Below are 21,662 nucleotides of genomic sequence, written 5' to 3'. Positions count from 1 at the left end.
ACCTGCGCGAGCGGCCTGAGGTAAGCACTACCGCAAGCCCCGGCTGTGCCTTGAGGGCCTGGTGGGCGAGATCGCATCCATCCCGCCCTCCTAAGTCAATGTCCGAGAACATCCTCCGCGCCCGCACACGATTATGTCCGGAAAGGGTCAAGGTGTAACGTTGGGCTGACTAAATCAAGGTTCGCTTGTCGCACCTTTACTGAAATTTGGCTTACTTTCGGGATGTGCCGTTTCCAGACCTTCGTCGGCAAAGATCAGCACGTCTTTCTCGCCAGCGTCAGGACGAAGCCGGACAGGTGGTGATGCGGGGCGCTCTCTCGCTGGTCGTGCAGAACCGGTGCAAACCTCATGATTGAGGCTGCTTCCGGTCCGCGCGACCTAGCTCGCTCTCAAGCGAGTTCGATGGCCCCGACTTCACGGCCCTTGCGCCCCTCCACGATCGCGACGCGAACCGTCTGCCCTTGATCCAATCGGGCCAGGCCAGCGCGTTGCAGAACCGAGACGTGAACGAACAGGTCCTTGCTCTCGCCCTCCACAGCGACAAAGCCGAAGCCCTTCACCTCGTCGTACCACTTCACCGTCCCCAAAGCGTCTGGCGAAGCGACGGGTGCCCCTGCCGGGCGGGGGTGACCCGGACGTCCTGCCGGACGTGGCCCACGCCGCGGTGGCTCAGGCTCTGCCGTGCTGGTGTCGACATGCAGGATCTCGTTAACCTGAGGGCCCTTCTGGCCTGGTCCAACCTGGACAGCCAGGGTCGTGCCGGAGGGCAGATTGCCATGGCCCGCGGCCTCAACCTGCCTGATGTGCAGAAAGGCCTCGCCCGAGCCATCCGTCAGCTCGACGAAGCCAAACCCCTTCTCGGGGTTGAACCACTTCACCCGCGCCTGGGTCTCGCGGCTGGACGATGCGCGTGAGGTCTGTGGGCGCGGCGTCCGGTCATGGGACGGTGGCGGGGCATAATCGCCCCAAGGATCGGCTGGTTGAGCGCCGAATTGGCGCTGGCGGCTGCGGTGCTCGTTACCCCGGCCCATTGGTCTGCCTTCTGACGTCTATTGTTGGTTTCCACCTAGAGGCGTAGCGCTTCAGCCACGTCAGGGCAAGATGCTTGCCGGCCCACGATGAGGTCTCGGATGAGGTATCCAGAGATCGGTGTCCCTATGCCGCGTCGCGGTTGTCTCTTAAACTGTTGGGTAGGGATTGCTTTTTGCTCGTCTTGGACGAGGAAATCCATCACACGGCGTAACATCATGCCAAGGTCGGGCCTCGCCAGGAGGGCGAAAGCCCCCTCTTTCCAGCCGACCACCATCGCCCGCAGCATGCGCCAGGTCCGCCGGCCCGTTCACAGCAAGAGATTGGACGCCGTTTTGCAGGTATTGGTACGCGATAACTATGTCGATCAGGCACTCAGGGCGCTCAAGAGGAAGATGCAGCGCGAAGGCATCTTCCGTGAGATGAAGCAGCGCAAAGCCTACGAGAAGCCCTCCGAGCGCAAGACCCGTGAAAAGGCGGAAGCAGTTCGGCGCAACGTACAGTCGTGATGCACGATCTCCACCAGCGACGGTCAGCTCGGACTCCGCCTCTGAAGCCCCCCTGCCCATTCTGAAGGTCTGCTGAGGCGCGGCGAGCGGACCAAAGCATTACTTCGGCGCCGTGCCAGGAGCCGACATAGCCCACCGGCAGGTCAGCGGACTTTGGCGGAGCGACCTATAACAGAACGGGCCTCGACCCCACCCTGACATACCGGAGGTTGGAGGTTCAGTATGTTGGAGGCAGCCCCTGTCTGACGATGCTGCTGTCGCTGTGCAGCGATACGTTTCATCCGCGCCGGAGCTCGACGTTGATCGGCGGCATCGTGTGGACGTCGAGGCCGGCGCGGAGCGCATTGAACTAATTGCTTTGAGCCAGATCCACTACGATCTTCTGTTCCTGAACGGAGAAGGTATAGATCCGGGATTTGAGCTGCCCATTAGTCTCGAACGTTGCATCGCCAAAGATCGTGTTCTTGAGGCTTCCGCCGCGGATGCGCTTAGCGAGAGGCTCCTTATCGAGGGTCTTCAGCTCATTCGCCGCCATAGCCCAGACCTGCAACGCAAAGGCTCCCACCGCCATGAACTTGTCGGGAGTATAATTGAACAATTCTCTCGTCTTTGCTACGAACTTCCTATTCACCTCATTCGAGGCGAATGGCTCCACGTCGGGAAAGTATATATCGGTTCCCATCAGGCCATTGGCCGCATCGCCAGCAACAGAGATGACGCTTGGCGCAACAGTGCCTAACGCTGCCAGGAGCTGACCCGGCAATCGGATCTGGCGCGATTGGCGGATGAGGGCTGGCATCCCTAAACCTTCATTCGCGTTGATGGCGACAGTGACATCAGGGTTCGCGGCCTTGACGTTAGTCAGAGCCACCCGAAAGTCCGATTGGGTGAAGGGAAATTTCTCCTCTGCCACTTTTTCATACGCGTATCCAAGCCGCTTCAACTCAGCTTCAATAGAAGCCTGGGTGCCATTCCCATAAGCGTCGTTCTGAGTCAAAAATGCGACGCGCTTTGCCTTTAACTTGTTAGCTATGACAGCAGCAACGGCAGCTCCACCCTGAGAGTTCGAGGCATTGAGCCGTATCGCAAGAGGATTCCCTTCACCGGAAAGAATGGCATCCGCACTTGCAAACGCTGTGATATCAAGAATGCCTGCACGGCTGATGACGGGCTGCATGGCTAGCGCCACCGGGCTGTTCCACCCCTCGATAATCACCGAGACACCTTGGGTGAGCAACTCATTCGCTCGAGAGACACCGATCGCCGGCGTCGATTCATCGTCTCGGCTCAGGATCTCGATTGGTCTGCCCATAACGCCGCCGGACTCGTTGATGATCGCCGCCATAGCCTGAATGGCTTGGGTCACATGCTGGCCTTGAGGTCCTGCTCCGCCACTCAGCGGCAGGATCACGCCGACTTTGACCGGGCTTTGCTGGGCATGCGCGCTAGCCCCCGCGAATGCGCTTAATGCAGCTAACGCAAGTGCTTTTAGAGTGGTCTTCATGGCTTCCTCCCTGGGATTCCCTTGCTGGATCAACTCAGTCTTTCGAGAGCACCTTCCATATCCCTTGCGAGGAGGCGACAGAGCGCTCGCCGACTCGCAGCGTCCCGCGCATGAACAGGATCGAGCGCGTGCGCCGGACAACCTCGGCCTTAACGCTGATAAACTCTCCGGCAACGGCCGGAGCGATAAAGTGCGTATCGAGCTGGATCGTTGCCTGGGGTAAGCCGCCTGTGAGCTCTCTGGCAGTAAGCCCGAGCGCCTGATCGGCGAATGCCATCAGCATGCCGCCATGCACCACACCCCGTCTGTTGAGGTGCTTGTCCTCCGCAAGGAAGCCAAAGGTGAGATCCTGTCCGTCGCCCTGCTGCCACAAAGGGCCGATCAGCACCATGAAACCGGGCTCGTCCTCCCGGATGATCCAACCCTCTCGAGCAGGATCGAAGACACTAGGAGATCCAGGCTCCGAGAATGTGGAAGGCATACCGTTCACCCATCTTTCCTAGCGCGATGTCCCTGATCACTGTCGAGTTGTAAGATCTTTTGAATCCTTAGGTTGGCGCTTTGATCCGTCTGATTTCCTCTTCGCTCATCCCGAGCTCTCGCTTGAGGACCTGGCCGGTATGCTCTCCGAGCCGCGGAGGTGCTGCCGGCGGCCGCACAGGCGTTCCTGAGAACCGCAGGGGCGAAGCGGTCATTCGCAAAGTTCCGTGCCGCTCATCCGGCACCTCAGCCACGATCTCGCGTTCCGCCACTTCGGGGCTGGAGAAGACTTCGGACACTTTTCGAACCTGCCCCGCAGGAACGCCAGCCTGCTTGAGCAGCGTAATCCAATCTGCCGTGCCGCGTGTGCGGAACACCTCCGCAAGGGCCGGGATCAGGTCACTCCGGTTCAGAACGCGATCACGGTTCTTCTTATATCGTTCGTCGGACCAGAGATCAGGACGTTCGAGAACTAGAAGGCACAAGTTCTTGAACTGAAGGTCATTGCCGACCGCAAGCGCCAGCACTCCATCGGCGGTGTCGAAGAGTTGATAAGGCACGACCGTTGCATGCGCGTTGCCGTACCGCCTGGGCTCGCTTCCCGTTGCCAGGTACCCTGAGCCGACATTGGCCAGAAGGGCGACGGCGGAGTCGAACAGGGAGACGTCGATGAGTTGCCCCCGCCCGGTCTTTTCGCGCGCAAGGAGCGCCGCCAGAATCGCCTGCGTGGCGTTCATACCAGTCACGATATCGGTAATCGCAACACCGTGCTTCATCGGCGAGCCATCCGGTTCGCCTGTGATGGCCATGAGGCCGCTTTCCGCCTGGATCGCGAAGTCGTAACCAGCCTCCTCGGCGCGGGAGCCGGTGCGGCCATAACCCGAGATGGAGCAATAGATCAGGCGCGGATTGACCGCCGCGAGTTGCTCATAACCGAGCCCAAAGCGGTCGAGCGCCCCTGTCCGGAAATTCTCCACCAGTACATCCGCCTTCTCGGCCAAGCGGCGCACCGTGGCCCGTCCTTCAGGGCCCTTCATGTCGATGGCTACCGATTGCTTCGAACGGTTGCAGCACAGGAAATAAGTGGACTCGCCGTTGATCTCGGGCGGCATCCAGCTTCGCGTGTCGTCACCCTTGGTCGGCTCCTCGATCTTCCATACATCGGCCCCGAGGTCGGCGAGAGTCTGTGTGCACCATGGTCCCGCAAGCACCCGCGACAGATCGAGAACCTTTATTCCCTCTAAGGCCAGCATAGTGCGTTCCTACTCGGCAGCGATCATGTGAAGGCCAGGTCCAAGATGTGCGGCGCCGTCGATCTGGATGAGTTGGCCGGTCATCAAGCGTCCGGCGGGGCTTGCGAGGTAAGCGACGAGTTCCGCCACCTCCTCGACCGAAGTTGGAATGCCCATGGGCGTGGCTTCCACCAGCCGCTCAAGCATGGGACGCGCTGCCTCTCCGGCGAGACCTTCCGTGACCACCGTGCCGGGTGCGATGCAGTTGAGCCGGATGCCGTCCTTCGCCCATTCGAGCGCGAGCGACCGCGTCATGCCGAGAACGCCCGCGCGCGCGGCGATGGAATGCGCGAGCCCCATGGACCCTCGGTCGACGCCTGAGAGCGAGATGCTTGCCACGCTGCCGCGGCTGACCTTGAGGTAAGGATAAGCCGCCTTCGTGACGGTGAAAACCGCACTCAGATTCAGGTCGATCACCGCGTCCCAGCCCTTACGGCTGATCGCGGTAGCAGGCGCGAAGAACTGCCCGCCCGCATTGTTGACCAGAAGGTCGATCCCCCGGCTCTCGCCGGCCTCACGGACAAGCGCCTCGACGGCGTCCGTGTCGCGAACATTGCAAGGCTTGTAGGTGAACTGCCCGGCCATGCCTTTCGTGAGGCCCGCCGTCTCCTCCAGCATCTCGACGCGGCGGCCTGTGCCGAAGACGTGCATGCCGAGCTGCACGAGGCGAAGCACGATGGCGCGGCCAATGCCGGAGCCTGCACCGGACACGAAGGCCGAGCGGTTCACGAGAAGACCCTCGCGGAGCACGGAGGCGTCATAAGGATCGTTGAAGGAGGTTGAGGACATAGCGTTGCTCCGGGTCAATCGGCTCGGCGGCTGCCGCCGAGCGTTGGGGCTGGCGAACGGTGGACACGTTCGCCGTCGAACAGGGCGGGAAAGCTGGGCACGTGCTCGCCGGTCTCGAGCCGGCGACTCACCGCGCCGTCGCGCAAGTTGCGGATCATCTCCACGGCGTTCATGGGGTCGCGCACGGAGCCTGCCGGAATGGCGAGTTCATTCATGACGGAGAGCACGGCCTCGCGGGTATACTGCGATGTCCATGCGCTGACTTGCCGGTCGAATTCCTCCGCCTGGGCGAGACGTTCGCCTGCAGGCGCGTCGCTTCCGCCGACGATGCCTTTCAGCTTTGCCCAATAAGGGTCGAGCCCCCCATAGATGTAGACGTAGCCGTCCTGGCACGGATAGATGCCCGAAGGAGCCGAGGCGCGGTCGCGGTTGCCGGTGCCGGGCGCAGGCGTACCGCCTTCAGAAACCAGAAGGGCTGCGGGCCCGAGCAGCATGGCGGCGGCGATCTCCATCATGGAGATGTCGATGATGCAGCCCTCGGTGCGGTTGGTCTCCGCCAGAGCCATGGCGGTGGAGAGGGCCGCGTAGAGACCTGAGAAAAAGTCGGCGGGCCAGCTCGTGGAGATGCGCGGACTGCCGTCCTCGGCTCCATTGAGCCATGCGAAGCCGCTCTCGCATTGAGCGATGGTGTCCATGCAGGTCCGGTCGTCCTGTTGGCCGTAGCCGGACACGAGCGTGGCGATCAGGCGGGGGAACCGGTGGCGAATGGATACCGCGTCCAGTTCGAGGCGCCTCAGGGCACCCGGCGCGAGGTTACAGACGAGTGCGTCCGCATTGTTCAAAAGGTCGAACAGCTTTGTGCGATCCGCCTCCTGGCGCGTGTCGATGATGAGGCTCTCCTTCGACGTGTTGAAGCTGCGCGTATAGACGCTGCCGAACGCGGTGCCCGGAAGCCCGCGCGACCCGTCGCCGGCCGGAGCCTCGATCTTGATGACCTCGGCCCCGAAGTCCGCCAGAAGTTGCGCCGCTGTCGGTCCGGCAATGAACTGCGACAACTCGATAACGCGTTTACCTTCAAGCGGACGCGGCGCTGCCATGATGCCTACTCCGTGATAACGCGCTTGGCCTTGTGGACCGTGCGAGGCAGGGAACCTGCCGGCAAAACCTCGACTACGAAGCGGACCTGCAGGCGCTCGCGCAGCCGGTATGAGAGCTTCTCGCCCAAATCCTCGGGCGCATCATCCGTGCGCTCGACGCGCAGCTTCACGCCCGTAAGAAAGCCGGACTTCGGATCCTTCACGGAATCGTCGATAACGAGGACGTATTCGTTGGTCGTGCCCGGGAAAGCGCGCACGATGTCCTCGACGGCGCTCGGAAACAGATTGACGCCCCGAACGATGAGCATGTCGTCCGCGCGGCCCAGAACGCCGCCTCTCAGGGTCGCGTGGGTACGTCCGTCCGGTGTCGGCGCGCGGTCGCGGACGACCACGTCGCCCGTCCACCAGCGCACGAGCGGACAGGCCTCCTTGTCGAGGTGGGTAAGCACGAGAACGCCGCGCTCGCCGTCCTCGACGGGTTCCAGAGTATCCGGGTCGAGAATCTCCACATAGATGAAGTCCTCGGCGATCTGAGGCCCGAGCTGCAGGGCGGTGTCCCAGCCGATGGGCTGGCACTCTAGCGCGCCGTAGCAATCGAACATCTTCGCGCCCCACATGCGCTCCAGACGCTCGCGGGTGCCGGGGATGCTCGCGCCGGGCTCGCCACCGACGCACACCATACTGACCGTAGAGGACGCGAGATCGACGCCCATCTCCTCGGCTGCTTCCGCCACATGGGCCATGAAGGACGGCGTGCCGATGACGCACTTGGTGCGGTATTCCTTGATGGTTTCGATCTGCCGCTTGGTGTCCACCGAGCCGCCGGGGATCACCAGCGCGCCGATATGTTGCGCGGCAAGCGTCGCACCCAATCCCCCAACGAACCACGAGTAGTTGAACATGCACTGGAACACGTCGCCGGCGCGCAGCCCCTGGGCGTAGAGATAGCGGGCATAGAGATCGGCCCAACGTTCGATGTCGCGCTTCGACCACAGCACCGGCGACGGACGCCCGGTCGTGCCCGACGAGAAGTGCACGCGCACCGCCTCGTTCAGCTCCACGGCGCGCATGGTCCCGAAAGGCGGATCCTCCTGAAGGCCCGCCACGTAGTCGGCCTTGCGGGTGATTGGCAAACGGCGCAGATCCTCAAAACTCTTGAAGTCCCCAGCCGAGAACCCGACCTGCTTGAAGACCTTCTGGTAATAGGCGCTCTTGGCTTCAACGCGGGCGAGCTGCGTCTTCAGGGCATTGAGCTGCAACTCCTCGATCCGATCCCGGGACCATGTCTCGACGGGATCCCAGACGTCATTGGAATACGGTCGGATAATTTGAGCATTCAAGGGTGAGCTCCTTTAAGAATTCCGCGCATGGCGCATCCGGTCAGGGTACGGGCAATCTCGGCAATGTCCTCCACCGTCTGCAGACGGCGCGGCACGTACCAAACCGTGAGCCAGTTCAGGGCTCCGAAGAACGGCTTGGTCGCAAGGCGCGGCGGAAGATCCACGAACAGACCGTCGCGTATCCCGTCGTCGATGACCTCGGCGAAGATCTGCTCGTAGTCGTCGCGCAGGCGGATGATTGAGCGCAGGGTCTTGGCATGCCGTGCGGCGACTGCGCCGAGAAGCTCCCGCTCCAGACCCCGAACGGCGACCTTCTGCATCGAGAGATCTTCCATGAGGATCGTCGTGTGACGCAACGCCATCGCCTCGAGGCGCTCAGCGGCGTTGCCCGACCCTTTGGCGATTGGCTCGATCTCACGGATCAGCTTTTCCATAGCGGCAATCTGCACGTCGAAGTATAGCTCCGCCTTGCTGCCGTAATAGTGATAGATCCGTCCCTTGGTCGCTCCCAGCCGCTCGGCCACGGCGTCGATGGACGTAGCCGCGAAGCCGAACTCCATGAAAACTTCGGCTGCGGCGCGGACGATTTCGTCCCGCGCCTCGTTGCCGGTCAGCGATAGAAGGGAAGAAGTATTTGCCTCCATCAGGCGCTCCGTCTCTGCGAGGTTTCCCACTGCCCTGCGGCAGCGGCATCCTCGACTTCCTTGCGCACTGCGCGCGCCAGCACAAGACGCTGGACCTCGGACGTGCCCTCATAGATTTCCAGAACGCGCTGGTCGCGATAGAGCCGCTCGGCTACGTTTGGCTTGCAGTAACCGAAGCCGCCCCAGATCTGCACCGCGGCGTCGGCCGCCCTGTGTGCCACTTCCGATGCATAGAGCTTGGCCATTGCTCCGAGATTGGCGACGTCCCGTCCCTCGTCATAAGCCTTGGCGGCCTCGTAGAGCATCATGCGGGCTGCGGAGATCTCGACAGCCATGTCCGCGAGCTTGAAGCCAATACCCTGGTTATCGATGATCACCTGCCCGAAGGCCTTGCGTTCGACGGCCCGCCGCGAGGCCTCGCGATAAGCGGCGAGCGCCAGCCCGAGGGATTGAGCGGCCACCATAACGCGGCCTACATTGAGAGTCTGGAAGGCCAGGCGCAGGGCCCGATTGACCTCACCGATCCGCGCCTCGTCCGGCACGACGATGTCGAGCTTCAGGTTCGATGTCTGGGTGCCGCGAATTCCCATCTTGTCGGAGAGTTCGTCGACGACTGCGCCTTCCTGCTCCTTGTCAACCATGAACGCCGAGATGCCCCGGCCGCCCGCGGCCGGGTCGGTCTTGGCGAAAACCACGTAGTAACGAGACGCGCCGCCGTTGCCTATCCAGTACTTCTCGCCCTTGATACGCCAGCCGTCGCCTTCGCGAACGGCGGTCGCCGCAATGGCGGCGGCATCCGATCCCGCCTCGCGCTCCGACAGGGCGAAACTGGTAGCGACGCCCCTGGTCATCTCGCCCAGATAGAGCTGCTTCTGGTCCTCGCGGCCTGCGAGCAGAACCGGGAAGGCTCCGAGCTGATATGCGCATAGGATGGCGGCCGTGGACGAGCAGCCCGACCCGACGCGCTCGACCACTGCGACCGTCGATGTCAGGCTCGCGCCCTCGCCGCCGTAAGCCTTCGGAATGAAGAGACCGGCCAGCTTGTTGTCGACGAGCCGGCGCACGTTCTCCCACGGGTAGCGCTGCTCCCGATCGAGTTCCTCCGTCAAAGGAGCGAAATGTTCGTCGGACAACTGCGCGGCCAGAGATTGCCAGCGTTGGGCTTCAGCGTCCAAAGCAGGCTGCCAGATGACCGTCATGACTTAGCTCCTTTCAGGAATGGTTTTGCCGACCGGAGTGGCGCGGCGGATGAAAAGATTCCGCAACGGCGCAACAACTCCGAAAAGGCCGTTGGGCAGGAAGGCGAGCGTGAGAATGAGGACACTGCCGAGGATGATCTTGTCCACGTAGCCGCCGAAGGAGAAGAACTTTTCCTGAATCTGGATCAGCGCGACGCCGAGCAGCGGTCCGAGCAGAAGACGGCGGCCCATCACCACGACAGCCGTAAGCATCAAGATGAGGAAGTAGGTCTCGAGCACGTCCGCGCTGATATAGGCCCGCTGGTAGGCATAGAGCCACCCGGCCGATGCGGTGATCGGGGCGGAGACCAGGAAGACCTGAAGCCTGATGCGTTGCGGGTCGACACCGGACGTAACCGCGAGGCGCTGGTTGAGATGCACCATCATGGCTGCCTGCCCCAGCTTCGAGCGACGGAAGGCAGACACGAGATAGATCGCAACGAGCAGCAGCAGATAGGCGACGGGCCAGAGCTCCTGATCATTGCGGGCCTTGAAACCCAGCCACGATAGCTCGAAGGCCGGAATGCCACGCAGGCCGTCGGAGCCGCCAAGGAAATCCCAGTTCTGGGCGATGGTCGCCGCCACCACCGCGACCGCATAGGTCACGAGGGAAAACACAAATTCGCGAAGTTGCAGCGTCACGAATCCGAGCGCCGCCGCGACCAGCAGCACCATGAGGATCGCACCCGCAAGCGACAGGACGGGCCCAAGGCCTGCACTGACCGACAGCAATGCCGTCGTATAGGCCCCTACCGCGAAGAAGACCGTGTGAGCCAAGCTGACTTCGCCAAGGTCCGACACCACGATGTCGAGTCCATAGGACATGACCGCAAAGATCGCGATCAGCACGCAGGCTGCATAGACTGCGCCGGAGCCACCGAGCAGCGTCGGGACGAAGAAGCCGATGACGGCAAGCGCAGCGAACAGGACAGTCTTGATCCCGGAATTCATGCTCATCGTCCTCCTGGGCTGACGGCAAGGCCGCCAGGCCGGACCACCAGAACCGCGATCAGAACTGCGAAGGCGGCGGCGGTCGCGTAGGCGGGTGAAACGAAGGCTCCGAAGAAGGCCGTGAAGAGACCGAGCGCCAAACCCGCCACATAGCTGCCCGTGACGCTGCCGATGCCGCCGAGAACGACGACCACGAAGGTGATGATCACCTCGTCGAAGCCCATCGATGTGAGGATGGGCGTGCGGGGAGCCACGAGCGCGGCGGCCAGAGCGACTGCTGCGCCTTCGAAGGCGAAGACGCCCAGATACACGCGGCGCACATTGACGCCTGCGAGTTGGGCCAATTGCGGATCCTCGGCCACCATGCGGGCGAGCCTGCCGATCCGCGTCCGGTCGATCACATATTTCAGGACCGCGAAGAACAGGATTGCCACGATAACGATGGCGATATCCTGATAGGTGAACCAGAGATCGCCCCAATAGATGTCCTTGGTTGAGAACGGCGTCTCAAGGATCTGGCCGGTGGAGCCGAAGAACAGGGCTGCCGCGCCATGGAGCACATAGCCAAAGCCAAGGGTGACGATCATGATCGACACCAGATCCTGCTTCAGGGTGAGCTGGAGCATGACCCTCTGCATGACATAGCCGACCGCGACGCCGACCAGCATGGCCACAGGAATGGCCACGAAGTACGGAAGCCCGAGCCGGGAGACCCCATACCAGGTCACGAAGGCTCCCAGCATGTACATCTGGCCGTGGCCGAAATTGACCAGCCGAGCGACGCCCAGAAGCACAGTCCAGCCAATGGCGATGAGCGCATAGGCATGGCCGAGGACGATTCCGTTGACGAGTTGCTGCGTGAAATTCATGCCACATGCGCTCCGAGATAGGCTTCGGCAATCCGGGGATCGTCCCGCATCTCCGATGCCGGACCTTCGGCGATGATCCGTCCGCGTTCGAGCAGGACCAGACGGTCGACCACCTCGATCGCGGCCCTCACGTTCTGCTCGACGAGGAGCACGGTGAGGCCTGAATCGACCAGGGAACGAACGGTTTCAAGAACCGTAGAGACGAGCCGCGGCGCGAGGCCGATGGAGGGCTCGTCCAACAGCAGCGCTCTCGGCCCGAGCCTGAGCGCCCGCGCGATGCCGAGCATCTGGCGCTCACCACCGGAGAGCTGCGAGCCGAGATGGTGCCGGCGTTCGTAAAGGCGCGGGAAGAGCGTATAGACATCGTCGATGGAGTAATGACGCCGCCCCTGACCGTCATGAGGCGCATTCACGCTCGCCGCGAGATTTTCCTCGACGCTCATCTGGGTGAAGACGAGCTTGCCCTCGGGGATGAGAAGCAGTCCGGCCTTGACCCGCTCATGAGGCGGAAGACGGGACATGTCCTTCCCGTCCAGCATGACCTTGCCGGAGACTTTCGGCGAACCGCGCGACCAGCCCAGAAGACCGTTCACGAGGGTGGACTTGCCTGCCCCGTTTGCCCCGACGACGCCGACGAGTTCCCGCTCGCGGACCGCAATGCGCGGCACATCGAGGGCGATGTTGCCGCCATAGGCGACCCTGAGATTGGTGGCTTCCAGAACCGGACGGGTGTTCATTGCGCGCGCCCCAGATAAGCCTCGAGAACCCGTGGATCAGACTGGATCTGATGCGGCGCTCCGCTGGCGAGCAGCCTGCCCTGCTCCAGCACCACAAGCTGGTCCGCAACCGACATGATCAGATCCATGTGATGTTCGATGACGACCACAGCCAAACCTTCCTTCTTGAGTGAGATGAGAAGATTGATCAGGTGGGTCATGTCTGCGCCGCCGAGACCGGCGGCGGGCTCGTCGAGAAGCAGGGCCTTCGCCCCGCTCCCGTAAGCCAGCGCGATGGAGAGCATGCGCTGCGTGCCATAGGGAATGTTGGTCGGCTTGAGGTGGTGATAGGCCTCGGGAATGCCAAATCGGATAAGGCGCTGCCTGGCGTCCTCCACTGCGTCCGCCCTGCGGCGCACTTGCGTGAAGGGCAGCAGGGTCGTGGCCAGCAGGCCCGTCCCGTATTGGTCCTGGAGCACCGTGACCATATTCTCCAGAACCGTCAGTTCGTGGAAGAAGGCGTTCTGCTGGAAGGCCCTTTTCAGACCCCGCTCAGCGAGGAGATGAGGTGCGGTGTCTGTCACCTCCTCGCCGTTCAGAAACACACGTCCTCGCCGTCTGACGAGGTGGGTGACAGCATCGTAGCATGAGCTCTTTCCGGCGCCGTTGGGGCCAATGATCCCGAGGATCTCGCCTGCGCCGACACTCCAGGTAACCTCGTCGAGGGCGACCAAGGCGCCATAGGTGACGCCAAGACCCTCGACGCGAAGAACCGGACTCAAACCGCCGGACATCTCACCACCCTCAGTTCGAAACCGGACGGACGACGATCTTCTGGTTCTCGATCGTGAAGAGCTTATGGTTCGACTCGAGCTGACCGTTCGCCGCAAAGGTAACATCGCCGAAAATGGTTCCCTTGAAGCTGCCGCCGCGGATGCGCTTGGCGACCGGTTCCTTGTCGAGGCTTTTCACCTCGTTGGCCGCCATGGCCCAGACCTGGAGCGAGGTCGCACCGAGTGCCATGTACTTGTCGGGCGTGTACTTGAACATCTCCTGGGTCTTGGCGACGAACTTCTTGTTCGCCTCGTTCGACGCGAAGGGCTCCACATCCGGGAAGTAGATGTCAGCGCCGATCACGCCGTTGGCCGCCTCGCCCGCTACGGAGATCACGCTCGGCGCGACGGTGCCGACTGCGGTCACGAGCTGCCCTGGAAGACGGCTCTGCTTCGCTTGGCGAATGAGCGCCGGCATGCCGAGACCCTCATTGGCATTGATGGCGATCGTCACCTCGGGATTGGCGGCGCGCACATTGGTCAGCGCGACGCGGAAGTCGGCCTGGTTGAACGGGAACTTCTCCTCTGCCACCTTGTCATAGGCGTAGTTAAGCTTCTTGAGCTCGGCCTCGATGGATTCCTGCGCGCCGTTTCCATAGGCGTCGTTTTCCGTCATGAAGGCAATGCGCTTGGCCTTGGTGCCAGCGATGTATTTGGCGATCACCGCGCCGTCCTGCGAGTTCGAGCTGTTGAGGCGCACCGCCAGAGGATTGCCTTCGCCCGACAGGATCGGGTCCGCCTTCGAGATCGCCGTAATATCGAGAATATTGGCGCGGCTGATCACCGGCTGCATGGCGAGCGTCACTGGGCTGTTCCAGCCTTCGATGATGAGCGAGACACCCGACGAGATGAGCTCGTTGGCGCGCGACACGCCGACGGCGGGCGTTGATTCGTCGTCCCGGGAGAGGATTTCGATCTGGCGCCCCATGACGCCACCCGCTTCGTTGATGATCGCCGCCATGGCCTGGATGGCCTGGGTGACGTGCTGCCCCTGGGGGCCCGCGCCTCCACTGAGCGGAAAGATCACGCCGACCTTGATGGGCTGCTGGGCTTGGGCATGTCCCTGAGCGGAAAGGGCGAGCGCGCCAAGCGACGCGATAGCGAGAGTCTTAAGGGTCTTGGTAGCCTTCATGAACCTTCCTCCTGATTGTGCGCCGTTACCGGTCTTCTGGTTATGGAAGGTAAGATACCGACGGGTATGTCTGAATGTCAACCAAGCAATCTTGTATCTCATTAGCTAGTATAAAATCCGCGTCCGAGGCATTTCCGAAGCAAAGTTCAAGACCTACTTGCGAACATACCACTGAGTATGTAACCTTCCGTTCAACCTTCGGGAGCTGCCATGACATCAAACGAACCCTCTTTCGTGAAGGCAGAGCGCAGGGGCACTGTCATGCTCCTCGTCATTGATCGCCCAGCCGCGCGCAATGCGCTCAATCCGGCCATCCTCACGAAGATTGCGGAAGAGCTGACAGCGGCCGATCGGGATCCGGCGATTCACGCGGTGGCGCTGACCGGCGGACCGAAGAACTTCTCGGCGGGCGCCGATATCGACACGCTTTCGGGCCATTCCCCTGCAAGCTACCTCGCCTCCCCGACCCGCCGAGCCTTCGAGAGCATTTACGGCACTTCGAAACCCATCGTGGCCGGCGTAGCGGGCTTCTGCCTCGGCGGCGGATGCGAACTTGCCCTTTCGTGCGACCTGATTGTCGCAGGCGACAATGCGGTCTTCGGGCAGCCCGAGATCAATCTCGGCATCATTCCAGGCGCCGGCGGCACGCAGCTCTGGCGGGAGCGCACGGGCGCTGGCCCGCAGGTGGAAGCCGCCCTGCTCGGCCATCTCGTCGACGCATGGACGGCCCGGCGCATGGGGTTGGCGGACGAAATCGTTCCTGCAGAGCGGATAATAGAGGCCACTCTCGACAAGGCCTTGGCCATCGCATCGAAAGCGCCGCTTGCCAGCCGCACGGCGAAAGCCGCCTTGCGCGGCGCCGGAGCCATGAACCTGCACGCGGCGCTCGCCCATGAGGTCGGCCTCATGGCGGGGCTTCTCGGAACCGAGGATGCGCAGGAGGGCACGCGGGCCTTCCTCGAAAAGCGCCGCCCTCGATATCAGGGGCGTTAAATGAGCACAGCACTCCACAGGCTAGAATTGCCAGACCGGACAACGGATGCGGATATCCTTGCCCAGGTGAAGCGCAGCCTGCGCGAAGCGGAGCAAGCCACGGCACTTGTCATCTCCGGCTCGTTCGCCGGGGAGGTGACGGACGCCAAAGCCCATAGCGATATGATCGGCCTTCTACTCGATGCCCCGCTCCCCGTCTTTGCCCTGCCCTCCGGCCCCATCGGCTCACGCGGTCTTGCGCTCCTGCTCGCGGCGGACCGCACCGTCCTCGGGCCTGAGGCGAAGACGGGCGGCGATTGGCGCACGAGCCCCGGGCTTGCCCCCCTTCTCCGTCACAGACTCGGCTCCACGTTGACGGGTGCAATCATCTTCGATCCATCGGCGGACCTCCTCGCGCGTGTCGTGGACTATGGACTCGCGGTTCGCGTGAGCAATCCTGACGCCCATGTTGAGGAGATTGCGGCCATCCTTGGAGACGGCATCGGACGGCGCCTCAAGCGCGCCCTCAAGGCCTCGGGCGAACTGCCCCTGAAAGAGGCCATCGGCTTCGACCTCTGGTTTGCCAAGCCCCAACCCATGAGCGCTCCATGAGCACGGATTCCCGCTTCGACGGTCCCGGACCGGATGAGATCTGGCACTCCTCCCTGGCGGAAGGCCGTTTCATGCTACAGCAATGCCGCCGATGCGGGACCTGCCGCTTTCCTCCTGCTCTCGTCTGCCGCGAATGCGGCTCGGCGGATCTCGCCTGGAAGGAGGCGACCGGACAAGGCACGGTTTATTCCGCCACTACCGTGCGCGAGCGCGAGGGCAACTACAGCGTCGCCCTTATCGATCTCGCAGAGGGCGCGCGCATGATGAGCCGCGTAGAGGGAATCGCTCCCGATGCGGTTCATATCGACTTGAAGGTCGAGGCGCGGATTGTCGATGGCCCAGAGCCAATGGTCGTGTTCGTTCCCACTAAGGGAGACGCCTCATGAGCCATCCGCTTCGCGGCAGCGCCGCCATCGTCGGCATCGGCAACACCAAGCGCTGGAAGGCACCCGGGCGCACACCCTTCGACCAGTTGCAGGAAGCAGCGATCCTTGCGCTGGAGGATTGCGGACTCGGCCTGAAGGATGTGGACGGCCTCTTCTGCGCCATATCTTCCTCGGGCCTGCCAGTTCTCAATGTGGCCGAGCGTCTTGGAATTTCCGTCCGGCATGCGGACGGCACCATGGTGGGGGGCGCCTCGTTTCTGTTCCACCTGCAGAGCGCCGTCGCCGCCCTGGAGAACGGTTTGTGCGATGTGGCGCTGATCTGCTACGGCTCCAATCAGCTCAGCGCGGGCGGGCGGCTCGTCTCCATGCCCGATCCGCAGCCTTATGAGGCTCCCTACAAGCCCCGCTACCCGATTTCGAGCTATGCGCTCGCAGCCGCGCGGCACATGCACGAGTTCGGGACCACCCGCGAGAACCTCGCCGACGTGGCGCTCGCTGCCCGGGCCTGGGCCAATCTCAACCCGGATGCATTCGCTCGAGGGCCTTTGACCCGCGATGAAATCCTGTCCTCTCGCATGGTGAGCGATCCCATCACGCGGGCGGATTGCTGCCTTGTCACCGATGGCGGCGCAGCCCTTGTCGTGACTCGAGCCGACCGGGCGCGCGACCTTGCCAAGCCGCCCGCCTATGTTCTGGGCACCGGCGTCGCCGTCAGCCACAGACAGATCGCCGCCATGCCGGACCTCACCACCACGGCGGCCGTGGAATCGAGCCGCAGGGCCTATGCGATGGCGGGCGTCAGCCCGACTGATATCGACCATGTGATGGTTTATGACGCCTTCACGATTACAACGCTTCTGTTTCTCGAAGACCTAGGCTTCTGCCCCAAAGGCGAAGGCGGAGCCTTCGTTTCGAGCGGAGCCATCGCGCCCGGCGGCCGTCTGCCGGTGAACACGAATGGCGGGGGTCTCTCCTGCAATCATCCGGGAATGTACGGCTTGTTTACGATCATCGAAGCCGTGGAGCAGTTACGCGGCGCCTGCGGCGCACGGCAGGTTCAGGGAGCCGAGATCGCTCTTGCCCATGCCAATGGAGGCGTTCTCTCCAGCCAGGCGACAGCGATCCTCGGCTCGGCAGCAACACTTTGAGACAAAGGGAGGAAACCACCATGCCAGGAATGCTGGAGGGCAAGGTTGCCATCGTCACAGGCGCAGGCCAGGGTGTCGGGCGCGCGATCGCGGAAGGGCTCGCCAAGTCAGGCGCCAGCGTTGTCATCAACGATGTGGGCGTCACGCTCACTGGAGAGACCGAGAACGCCTCCGCAGCGGAAGAAGCAGCGGCCGCCATCCGCGATGCCGGAGGTCAGGCCGCGGCCAATCGCGAGTCCGTAGCGGACTGGGCGAGCGCCCAACGCATCGTGCAGACGGCACTCGACAACTTCGGGCGCGTCGACATCGTCGTGAACAATGCCGGCATCCTGCGGGATGCGATCTTCCACCGCATGGATCCGGATGAGTGGCGGGCCGTGATCGACGTGCATCTCCACGGCAGCTTCAACATCAGCCGTGCGGCCGCCACTCATTTCCGACAACAGCAGTCGGGCTCCTACATCCATATGACCTCGACTGCGGGCCTCGTGGGCAATTTTGGTCAGGCGAACTACATGGCCGCCAAGCTCGGGATCGTCGGCCTCTCTCGCGCCATCGCCATGGACATGCAGCGCTTCAACGTTCGCTCCAATTGCATCGCACCCTTCGCATGGAGCCGCATGGTCAGCTCCATTCCGACCGAGACCGAAGCCGACAAGGTGCGCGTTGCGAAACTCAAGCAGATGACGCCCGAGAAGATCGCCCCCATGGTGGCCTTCCTGGGTTCTGATGCGGCCAAGAATATTTCGGGACAGATCTTTGCGGTGCGCAACAATGAGATCTTCCTCATGAGTCAGCCGCGCCCGGTTCGGTCGCTTCATCGCGGTGAGGGCTGGACTCCCGAGGCGCTGGCAGAACAACTGCCCGGTGCTTTCGGTCCGTCGCTCACACCACTTGAGCGCTCCGCAGATGTTTTCTCCTGGGACCCGGTCTGAGCCATGCCAATCGATCCTGAAAAGCTCTTTGCTCTGCAGTTCCCCGAAATTCGTCAGACATACACTTGGCGCGACAGCGTCCTCTACGCCCTGGGCACCGGATACGGTGTCGACCCCTTGGACGAGCGGCAGCTTCGCTTCGTCGACGAGGCGAAGCTTAAGGCGGTGCCGACCATGGCGAATGTGCTGGCCTATCCGGGCTTCTGGATGCGCGATCTCGACACCGGGATCGACTGGGTGAAGGTGGTGCATGGCGAGCAGGCCATGCGCCTTCACCGCCCTCTGCCGCCCGAAGGCGAGGTCGTTGGACGCACCCGCATCGTCGATCTCGTCGACAAGGGACCGGGCAAAGGCGCGCTCGTCTATGCGGAGCGTGTGATCTCCGATGCGGCGACGGGCGAAAGGATGGCAACCCTGCTCCAGACCGTCTTCTGCCGTGGGGATGGCGGGTTCGGCGGCAAGATCGAGGCTCCGCGCACGCCTCACCCCGTTCCGGAGCGCGAGCCCGACCTGACCATCGATATACCGACCCATTCCCAGATGGCCCTGATCTACCGCCTCTCCGGCGACCTCAACCCGCTGCATGCCGATCCGGGCTTCGCGAAGAAGGCTGGATACGACCGTCCGATCCTGCACGGCCTGGCAACGTATGGAGTGGCAGGCCATGGCCTCATGGCGGCACTCTGCGATTATGTGCCAGAGCGCGTGATCGCGCTCGAAGGACGCTTCTCCGCGCCTGTTTTTCCGGGCGAGACGATCAGTATTGACATCTGGCGAGAGGAGCCGGGCCGGGCGGCCTTCCGCGCCCGCATCTCAGCCCGCAATGCCGTCGTGTTCAACAACGGCCTTTTCGAATACGCGGCTTAAGGAGAGACGAGCCATGGACTTCCGCCTCACCGAGGACCAGCGCGCCCTGCAGGAAAGCGCCCGCCGCTTCGCACAGAACGAGCTGCCGAAGCTCGCCGCTGAGATCGAAGAAACCTCGCATCCGGTGCCCCACGGCTGGTTGAAGCGCTATGCCGAAATGGGATTTCTCGGCGTCAACGCCGATCCAGACCTGGGCGGCCTCGGCCTCTCCCATCTCGACGCGTTCTTGGTGATGGAGGAGTTCGCGAAGGTTTCCGTCGGCGTCGCCTTCCCGATCTTCGAGTGCTGCGCGGGCCCGGTTCGAATCGTCGAGCGCCTCGGCCACCCGTCCCTGCGCGAGCGCGTGGTGCCCAAGGTCGTTTCAGGCGACATGCTGGTGGCGATTTCCATGTCCGAGCCTGATGCGGGTACCGCGCTCACGGATCTTCGCACCCGCGCGCGCATCGACGGCGATACGATCGTGATCGACGGATCCAAGCGCTGGTGCTCCGGCGCGGGGCACTCGGAAGGCTATGTGGTGTTCTGCCGGTTCGACGGTACGCCCGGCGCGAAGGGCATCGGGGCGGTGTTCGTGGACAAGGACACGCCCGGACTTACCTTCGGGCCGCAGGAGCAGCTCATGGGCTTCCGCGGTGTACCGTCCGCCGATATGACTTTCGAGAACGTGCGGGTTCCGCGCGAGCATCTGCTCGTCGGTCCGGGGGGCTTTTCGAGCCTGATGGGCCTCTTCAACATCGAGAGGCTAGGCAACGCCACCATGGCGCTCGGCGTCGCGGCGGGCGCGCTGGAATACGTGGCCGCCTATGTCCAGGAGCGCAGGCAGTTCGGCAAGCCGATCGTGGACTTCCAGGCCGTGCAGATCCGTCTGGCCGAAATGGCCATCAAGGTGGAAGCCTCGCGCCTCCTGATTCATCGCGCGGCCGCCAATGCGGAACAGGGCCTGCCCAATGCGCGCGAGGCCTCCATCGCCAAATGCTACGCCAACGAGATCACCCGAGAGGTCACCGCAGCCGCGCTTCAGCTCATGGGCGGTTATGGCTATGCCAAGGAATATGGCATGGAGCGGCGACTGCGTGACTCCTTCGGCTGGGGCATCGCAGGCGGAGCCATCGACATCCAGAAGGTCAACATCGCGGCCGAACTCGTCGGCCGCCGTTTCGATCAGAGAAAGTGAGGCACGCGATGGCGGCCAAGACCGTTCTGATCGCCGGAGCCTCGGGCGTTGTGGGACACGCCGCCGTGGAGCATTTCACCGGCCTCGGCGGATGGAACACCCTTGCCCTCTCCCGCCGCCGTCCCGAGATTTCGTCGGATCGTACCTGCCAGCATATTCCGCTCGATCTGCAGGATGCCGAGGCCTGCCGCGCCGCCGTCGCGGCGATGCCGGAGGTCACCCATCTCGTCTACACGGCTCTGTATGAAAAGCCGGGTCTGGTCGAAGGCTGGCGCGACCCGAAGCAGATGGCCACCAACCTCGCCATGCTGCGCAATCTGCTCGAACCGCTCATGGAGAGATCCGGCAGCCTGCAACATGTGAGCCTTCTGCAGGGCACGAAGGCCTACGGCGTCCACATCCATCGGATCGCTGTTCCGGCCCGCGAGCGCTGGCCGCGCGACCCCCACGAAAATTTCTACTGGCTGCAGGAGGATTATCTGCGCGAGGCGTCGTCCAGGCATGGCTTCGGCATCACGGTCTTCCGACCGCAGGTGGTTTTCGGCGACGTGGTCGGAGTTGCGATGAATCTCACGCCCGTCATTGGAGCCTATGCGGCGATCTGCCGGGAAGAGGGCCTGCCCTTCTCCTTTCCAGGTGGACCGGCTTATGTGCTCGAGGCCGTTGACGCCCGCCTCATCGCGAAGGCCCTTGCCTGGGCGGCCGAAGCGCCGAGCGCCCGGAACGAGACCTTCAACATCACCAACGGCGACGTCTTCGTGTGGCAAAATGTGTGGCCCGCCATCGCCGCCGAACTCGGCATGGAAGCGGGACCGGACGAGCCGCGCTCCATGGGTGAGTTCCTGCCCGCGAAGGCGAAGACCTGGGACCGCATCGTCGAGAAATATGGCCTGAAACCCATCCCGCTTCCGGCGCTGCTTGGCGAATCCCATCACTATGCCGATTTCACCTTCGCCTATGGTGCGCAACACAGACCGCCGCCTGCCCTGGTGAGCACCATCAAACTCCGGCAGGCCGGTTTTGGCGATTGCATCGACACTGAGGACATGTTCCGCGACCTGTTCCGCAGCCTCGAGGCCAAACGCATCCTGCCACCCACGCGCGGCATGCAGGTACTGTCTGCCCGCTGATAAAACAATGTGAGC

Annotated in this window: 22 protein-coding genes and 1 pseudogene; 9 read left to right on the top strand and 14 right to left on the bottom strand. The window is 62.9% G+C overall.

Annotated elements, in window-relative coordinates:
* Nucleotides 1-389: 389 nt before the first annotated feature.
* Complete coding sequence (locus tag E4K09_RS30675) at nucleotides 390-1,031, bottom strand: cold-shock protein (protein WP_134498479.1); 642 nt, start codon at nucleotides 1,029-1,031, stop codon at nucleotides 390-392.
* A gap of 333 nt (nucleotides 1,032-1,364) precedes the next feature.
* Here E4K09_RS30675 and rpsU point away from each other — a divergent pair.
* Nucleotides 1,365-1,523 (top strand): annotated as a pseudogene (rpsU, locus tag E4K09_RS15460) (30S ribosomal protein S21); the annotation flags it as partial.
* 364 nt (nucleotides 1,524-1,887) lie between these two features.
* Here the strand turns inward: rpsU and E4K09_RS15455 are convergent.
* From E4K09_RS15455 to E4K09_RS15395, 13 genes are all read right to left on the bottom strand, one after another.
* Nucleotides 1,888-3,042 carry an ABC transporter substrate-binding protein gene (locus tag E4K09_RS15455; RefSeq protein ID WP_134498477.1) on the bottom strand — a complete coding sequence of 385 codons (1,155 nt, stop codon included), beginning with the start codon at nucleotides 3,040-3,042 and terminating at the stop codon, nucleotides 1,888-1,890.
* Nucleotides 3,043-3,076: 34 nt separating this feature from the next.
* On the bottom strand, nucleotides 3,077-3,433 hold the full coding sequence (locus E4K09_RS15450; protein ID WP_244610516.1) for a PaaI family thioesterase: 357 nt from the start codon (nucleotides 3,431-3,433) through the stop codon (nucleotides 3,077-3,079).
* Between the two features lie 157 nt (nucleotides 3,434-3,590).
* Nucleotides 3,591-4,775, bottom strand: a complete 1,185-nt coding sequence (locus E4K09_RS15445; protein ID WP_134498475.1) for a CaiB/BaiF CoA transferase family protein — start codon at nucleotides 4,773-4,775, stop codon at nucleotides 3,591-3,593.
* 9 nt (nucleotides 4,776-4,784) lie between these two features.
* Nucleotides 4,785-5,603: an SDR family NAD(P)-dependent oxidoreductase gene (locus E4K09_RS15440; protein ID WP_134498473.1), complete on the bottom strand. Its 819-nt coding sequence runs from the start codon at nucleotides 5,601-5,603 to the stop codon at nucleotides 4,785-4,787.
* Between the two features lie 14 nt (nucleotides 5,604-5,617).
* Entirely contained in the window at nucleotides 5,618-6,700 is a 1,083-nt protein-coding gene (locus tag E4K09_RS15435) for a CoA transferase (protein ID WP_134498471.1), read from the bottom strand.
* A 5-nt stretch (nucleotides 6,701-6,705) separates the two neighbouring features.
* Nucleotides 6,706-8,040, bottom strand: coding sequence for a phenylacetate--CoA ligase family protein (locus tag E4K09_RS15430; RefSeq protein ID WP_134498469.1), 1,335 nt, complete (start codon nucleotides 8,038-8,040; stop codon nucleotides 6,706-6,708).
* Entirely contained in the window at nucleotides 8,037-8,684 is a 648-nt protein-coding gene (locus E4K09_RS15425; RefSeq protein WP_134498467.1) for a TetR/AcrR family transcriptional regulator, read from the bottom strand. Before E4K09_RS15425 ends, E4K09_RS15430 begins: the two co-directional genes overlap by 4 nt.
* Nucleotides 8,684-9,883 (bottom strand): acyl-CoA dehydrogenase family protein, encoded by a 1,200-nt coding sequence (locus E4K09_RS15420; RefSeq protein ID WP_134498465.1) that lies wholly within the window; start codon nucleotides 9,881-9,883, stop codon nucleotides 8,684-8,686. Before E4K09_RS15420 ends, E4K09_RS15425 begins: the two co-directional genes overlap by 1 nt.
* Before the next feature lie 3 nt (nucleotides 9,884-9,886).
* Nucleotides 9,887-10,879, bottom strand: a complete 993-nt coding sequence (locus E4K09_RS15415; protein ID WP_204985737.1) for a branched-chain amino acid ABC transporter permease — start codon at nucleotides 10,877-10,879, stop codon at nucleotides 9,887-9,889.
* Nucleotides 10,876-11,742: a branched-chain amino acid ABC transporter permease gene (locus E4K09_RS15410; RefSeq protein ID WP_134498463.1), complete on the bottom strand. Its 867-nt coding sequence runs from the start codon at nucleotides 11,740-11,742 to the stop codon at nucleotides 10,876-10,878. The genes E4K09_RS15415 and E4K09_RS15410 overlap by 4 nt, the downstream gene beginning before the upstream one ends.
* Nucleotides 11,739-12,479 carry an ABC transporter ATP-binding protein gene (locus E4K09_RS15405; protein ID WP_134498461.1) on the bottom strand — a complete coding sequence of 247 codons (741 nt, stop codon included), beginning with the start codon at nucleotides 12,477-12,479 and terminating at the stop codon, nucleotides 11,739-11,741. Before E4K09_RS15405 ends, E4K09_RS15410 begins: the two co-directional genes overlap by 4 nt.
* Nucleotides 12,476-13,252 carry an ABC transporter ATP-binding protein gene (locus E4K09_RS15400; RefSeq protein WP_134498459.1) on the bottom strand — a complete coding sequence of 259 codons (777 nt, stop codon included), beginning with the start codon at nucleotides 13,250-13,252 and terminating at the stop codon, nucleotides 12,476-12,478. The genes E4K09_RS15405 and E4K09_RS15400 overlap by 4 nt, the downstream gene beginning before the upstream one ends.
* Nucleotides 13,253-13,262: 10 nt before the next feature.
* Complete coding sequence (locus E4K09_RS15395) at nucleotides 13,263-14,423, bottom strand: ABC transporter substrate-binding protein (protein WP_134498457.1); 1,161 nt, start codon at nucleotides 14,421-14,423, stop codon at nucleotides 13,263-13,265.
* A gap of 210 nt (nucleotides 14,424-14,633) precedes the next feature.
* On the opposite strand from E4K09_RS15395, the gene E4K09_RS15390 reads away from it, so the two are divergent.
* Genes E4K09_RS15390 through E4K09_RS15355 form a run of 8 tightly spaced genes read left to right on the top strand, consistent with a single transcriptional unit; the run spans nucleotide 14,634 to nucleotide 21,647 of the window.
* Entirely contained in the window at nucleotides 14,634-15,416 is a 783-nt protein-coding gene (locus tag E4K09_RS15390; protein ID WP_204985736.1) for an enoyl-CoA hydratase/isomerase family protein, read from the top strand.
* The gene (locus tag E4K09_RS15385) at nucleotides 15,417-16,007 is read left to right on the top strand and encodes a hypothetical protein (RefSeq protein WP_134498455.1); all 591 of its coding nucleotides are present in this window, start codon (nucleotides 15,417-15,419) and stop codon (nucleotides 16,005-16,007) included. It abuts the gene before it with no gap.
* The gene (locus E4K09_RS15380; RefSeq protein WP_134498453.1) at nucleotides 16,004-16,393 is read left to right on the top strand and encodes a Zn-ribbon domain-containing OB-fold protein; all 390 of its coding nucleotides are present in this window, start codon (nucleotides 16,004-16,006) and stop codon (nucleotides 16,391-16,393) included. Before E4K09_RS15385 ends, E4K09_RS15380 begins: the two co-directional genes overlap by 4 nt.
* Complete coding sequence (locus E4K09_RS15375) at nucleotides 16,390-17,541, top strand: thiolase (protein ID WP_134498451.1); 1,152 nt, start codon at nucleotides 16,390-16,392, stop codon at nucleotides 17,539-17,541. Before E4K09_RS15380 ends, E4K09_RS15375 begins: the two co-directional genes overlap by 4 nt.
* A 20-nt stretch (nucleotides 17,542-17,561) precedes the next feature.
* Nucleotides 17,562-18,476 carry an SDR family NAD(P)-dependent oxidoreductase gene (locus E4K09_RS15370; protein ID WP_134498449.1) on the top strand — a complete coding sequence of 305 codons (915 nt, stop codon included), beginning with the start codon at nucleotides 17,562-17,564 and terminating at the stop codon, nucleotides 18,474-18,476.
* Nucleotides 18,477-18,479: 3 nt separating this feature from the next.
* Nucleotides 18,480-19,343, top strand: a complete 864-nt coding sequence (locus E4K09_RS15365; protein ID WP_134498447.1) for a MaoC/PaaZ C-terminal domain-containing protein — start codon at nucleotides 18,480-18,482, stop codon at nucleotides 19,341-19,343.
* A 13-nt stretch (nucleotides 19,344-19,356) separates the two neighbouring features.
* Nucleotides 19,357-20,517 carry an acyl-CoA dehydrogenase family protein gene (locus tag E4K09_RS15360; protein WP_134498445.1) on the top strand — a complete coding sequence of 387 codons (1,161 nt, stop codon included), beginning with the start codon at nucleotides 19,357-19,359 and terminating at the stop codon, nucleotides 20,515-20,517.
* 8 nt (nucleotides 20,518-20,525) lie between these two features.
* Entirely contained in the window at nucleotides 20,526-21,647 is a 1,122-nt protein-coding gene (locus E4K09_RS15355; RefSeq protein WP_134498443.1) for an SDR family oxidoreductase, read from the top strand.
* Nucleotides 21,648-21,662: the final 15 nt, after the last annotated feature.

It is taken from the genome of Microvirga pakistanensis, assembly GCF_004458765.1.
In the GTDB taxonomy this organism is placed as follows: Bacteria; Pseudomonadota; Alphaproteobacteria; order Rhizobiales; family Beijerinckiaceae; genus Microvirga; species Microvirga pakistanensis.
The sequence above is the reverse complement of the archived record's forward strand: the minus strand, read 5'-3'. Positions and strand labels throughout refer to the sequence as shown.

Coding starts and splice junctions, on each gene's coding strand:
- E4K09_RS30675 (WP_134498479.1), bottom strand. CDS start 1,031: ATGGGCCGGGGTAACGAGCACCGCAGCCGCCAGCGCCAATTCGGCGCT.
- E4K09_RS15455 (WP_134498477.1), bottom strand. CDS start 3,042: ATGAAGACCACTCTAAAAGCACTTGCGTTAGCTGCATTAAGCGCATTC.
- E4K09_RS15450 (WP_244610516.1), bottom strand. CDS start 3,433: ATGGTGCTGATCGGCCCTTTGTGGCAGCAGGGCGACGGACAGGATCTC.
- E4K09_RS15445 (WP_134498475.1), bottom strand. CDS start 4,775: ATGCTGGCCTTAGAGGGAATAAAGGTTCTCGATCTGTCGCGGGTGCTT.
- E4K09_RS15440 (WP_134498473.1), bottom strand. CDS start 5,603: ATGTCCTCAACCTCCTTCAACGATCCTTATGACGCCTCCGTGCTCCGC.
- E4K09_RS15435 (WP_134498471.1), bottom strand. CDS start 6,700: ATGGCAGCGCCGCGTCCGCTTGAAGGTAAACGCGTTATCGAGTTGTCG.
- E4K09_RS15425 (WP_134498467.1), bottom strand. CDS start 8,684: ATGGAGGCAAATACTTCTTCCCTTCTATCGCTGACCGGCAACGAGGCG.
- E4K09_RS15420 (WP_134498465.1), bottom strand. CDS start 9,883: ATGACGGTCATCTGGCAGCCTGCTTTGGACGCTGAAGCCCAACGCTGG.
- E4K09_RS15415 (WP_204985737.1), bottom strand. CDS start 10,879: ATGAGCATGAATTCCGGGATCAAGACTGTCCTGTTCGCTGCGCTTGCC.
- E4K09_RS15410 (WP_134498463.1), bottom strand. CDS start 11,742: ATGAATTTCACGCAGCAACTCGTCAACGGAATCGTCCTCGGCCATGCC.
- E4K09_RS15405 (WP_134498461.1), bottom strand. CDS start 12,479: ATGAACACCCGTCCGGTTCTGGAAGCCACCAATCTCAGGGTCGCCTAT.
- E4K09_RS15400 (WP_134498459.1), bottom strand. CDS start 13,252: ATGTCCGGCGGTTTGAGTCCGGTTCTTCGCGTCGAGGGTCTTGGCGTC.
- E4K09_RS15395 (WP_134498457.1), bottom strand. CDS start 14,423: ATGAAGGCTACCAAGACCCTTAAGACTCTCGCTATCGCGTCGCTTGGC.
- E4K09_RS15390 (WP_204985736.1), top strand. CDS start 14,634: ATGACATCAAACGAACCCTCTTTCGTGAAGGCAGAGCGCAGGGGCACT.
- E4K09_RS15385 (WP_134498455.1), top strand. CDS start 15,417: ATGAGCACAGCACTCCACAGGCTAGAATTGCCAGACCGGACAACGGAT.
- E4K09_RS15380 (WP_134498453.1), top strand. CDS start 16,004: ATGAGCACGGATTCCCGCTTCGACGGTCCCGGACCGGATGAGATCTGG.
- E4K09_RS15375 (WP_134498451.1), top strand. CDS start 16,390: ATGAGCCATCCGCTTCGCGGCAGCGCCGCCATCGTCGGCATCGGCAAC.
- E4K09_RS15370 (WP_134498449.1), top strand. CDS start 17,562: ATGCCAGGAATGCTGGAGGGCAAGGTTGCCATCGTCACAGGCGCAGGC.
- E4K09_RS15365 (WP_134498447.1), top strand. CDS start 18,480: ATGCCAATCGATCCTGAAAAGCTCTTTGCTCTGCAGTTCCCCGAAATT.
- E4K09_RS15360 (WP_134498445.1), top strand. CDS start 19,357: ATGGACTTCCGCCTCACCGAGGACCAGCGCGCCCTGCAGGAAAGCGCC.
- E4K09_RS15355 (WP_134498443.1), top strand. CDS start 20,526: ATGGCGGCCAAGACCGTTCTGATCGCCGGAGCCTCGGGCGTTGTGGGA.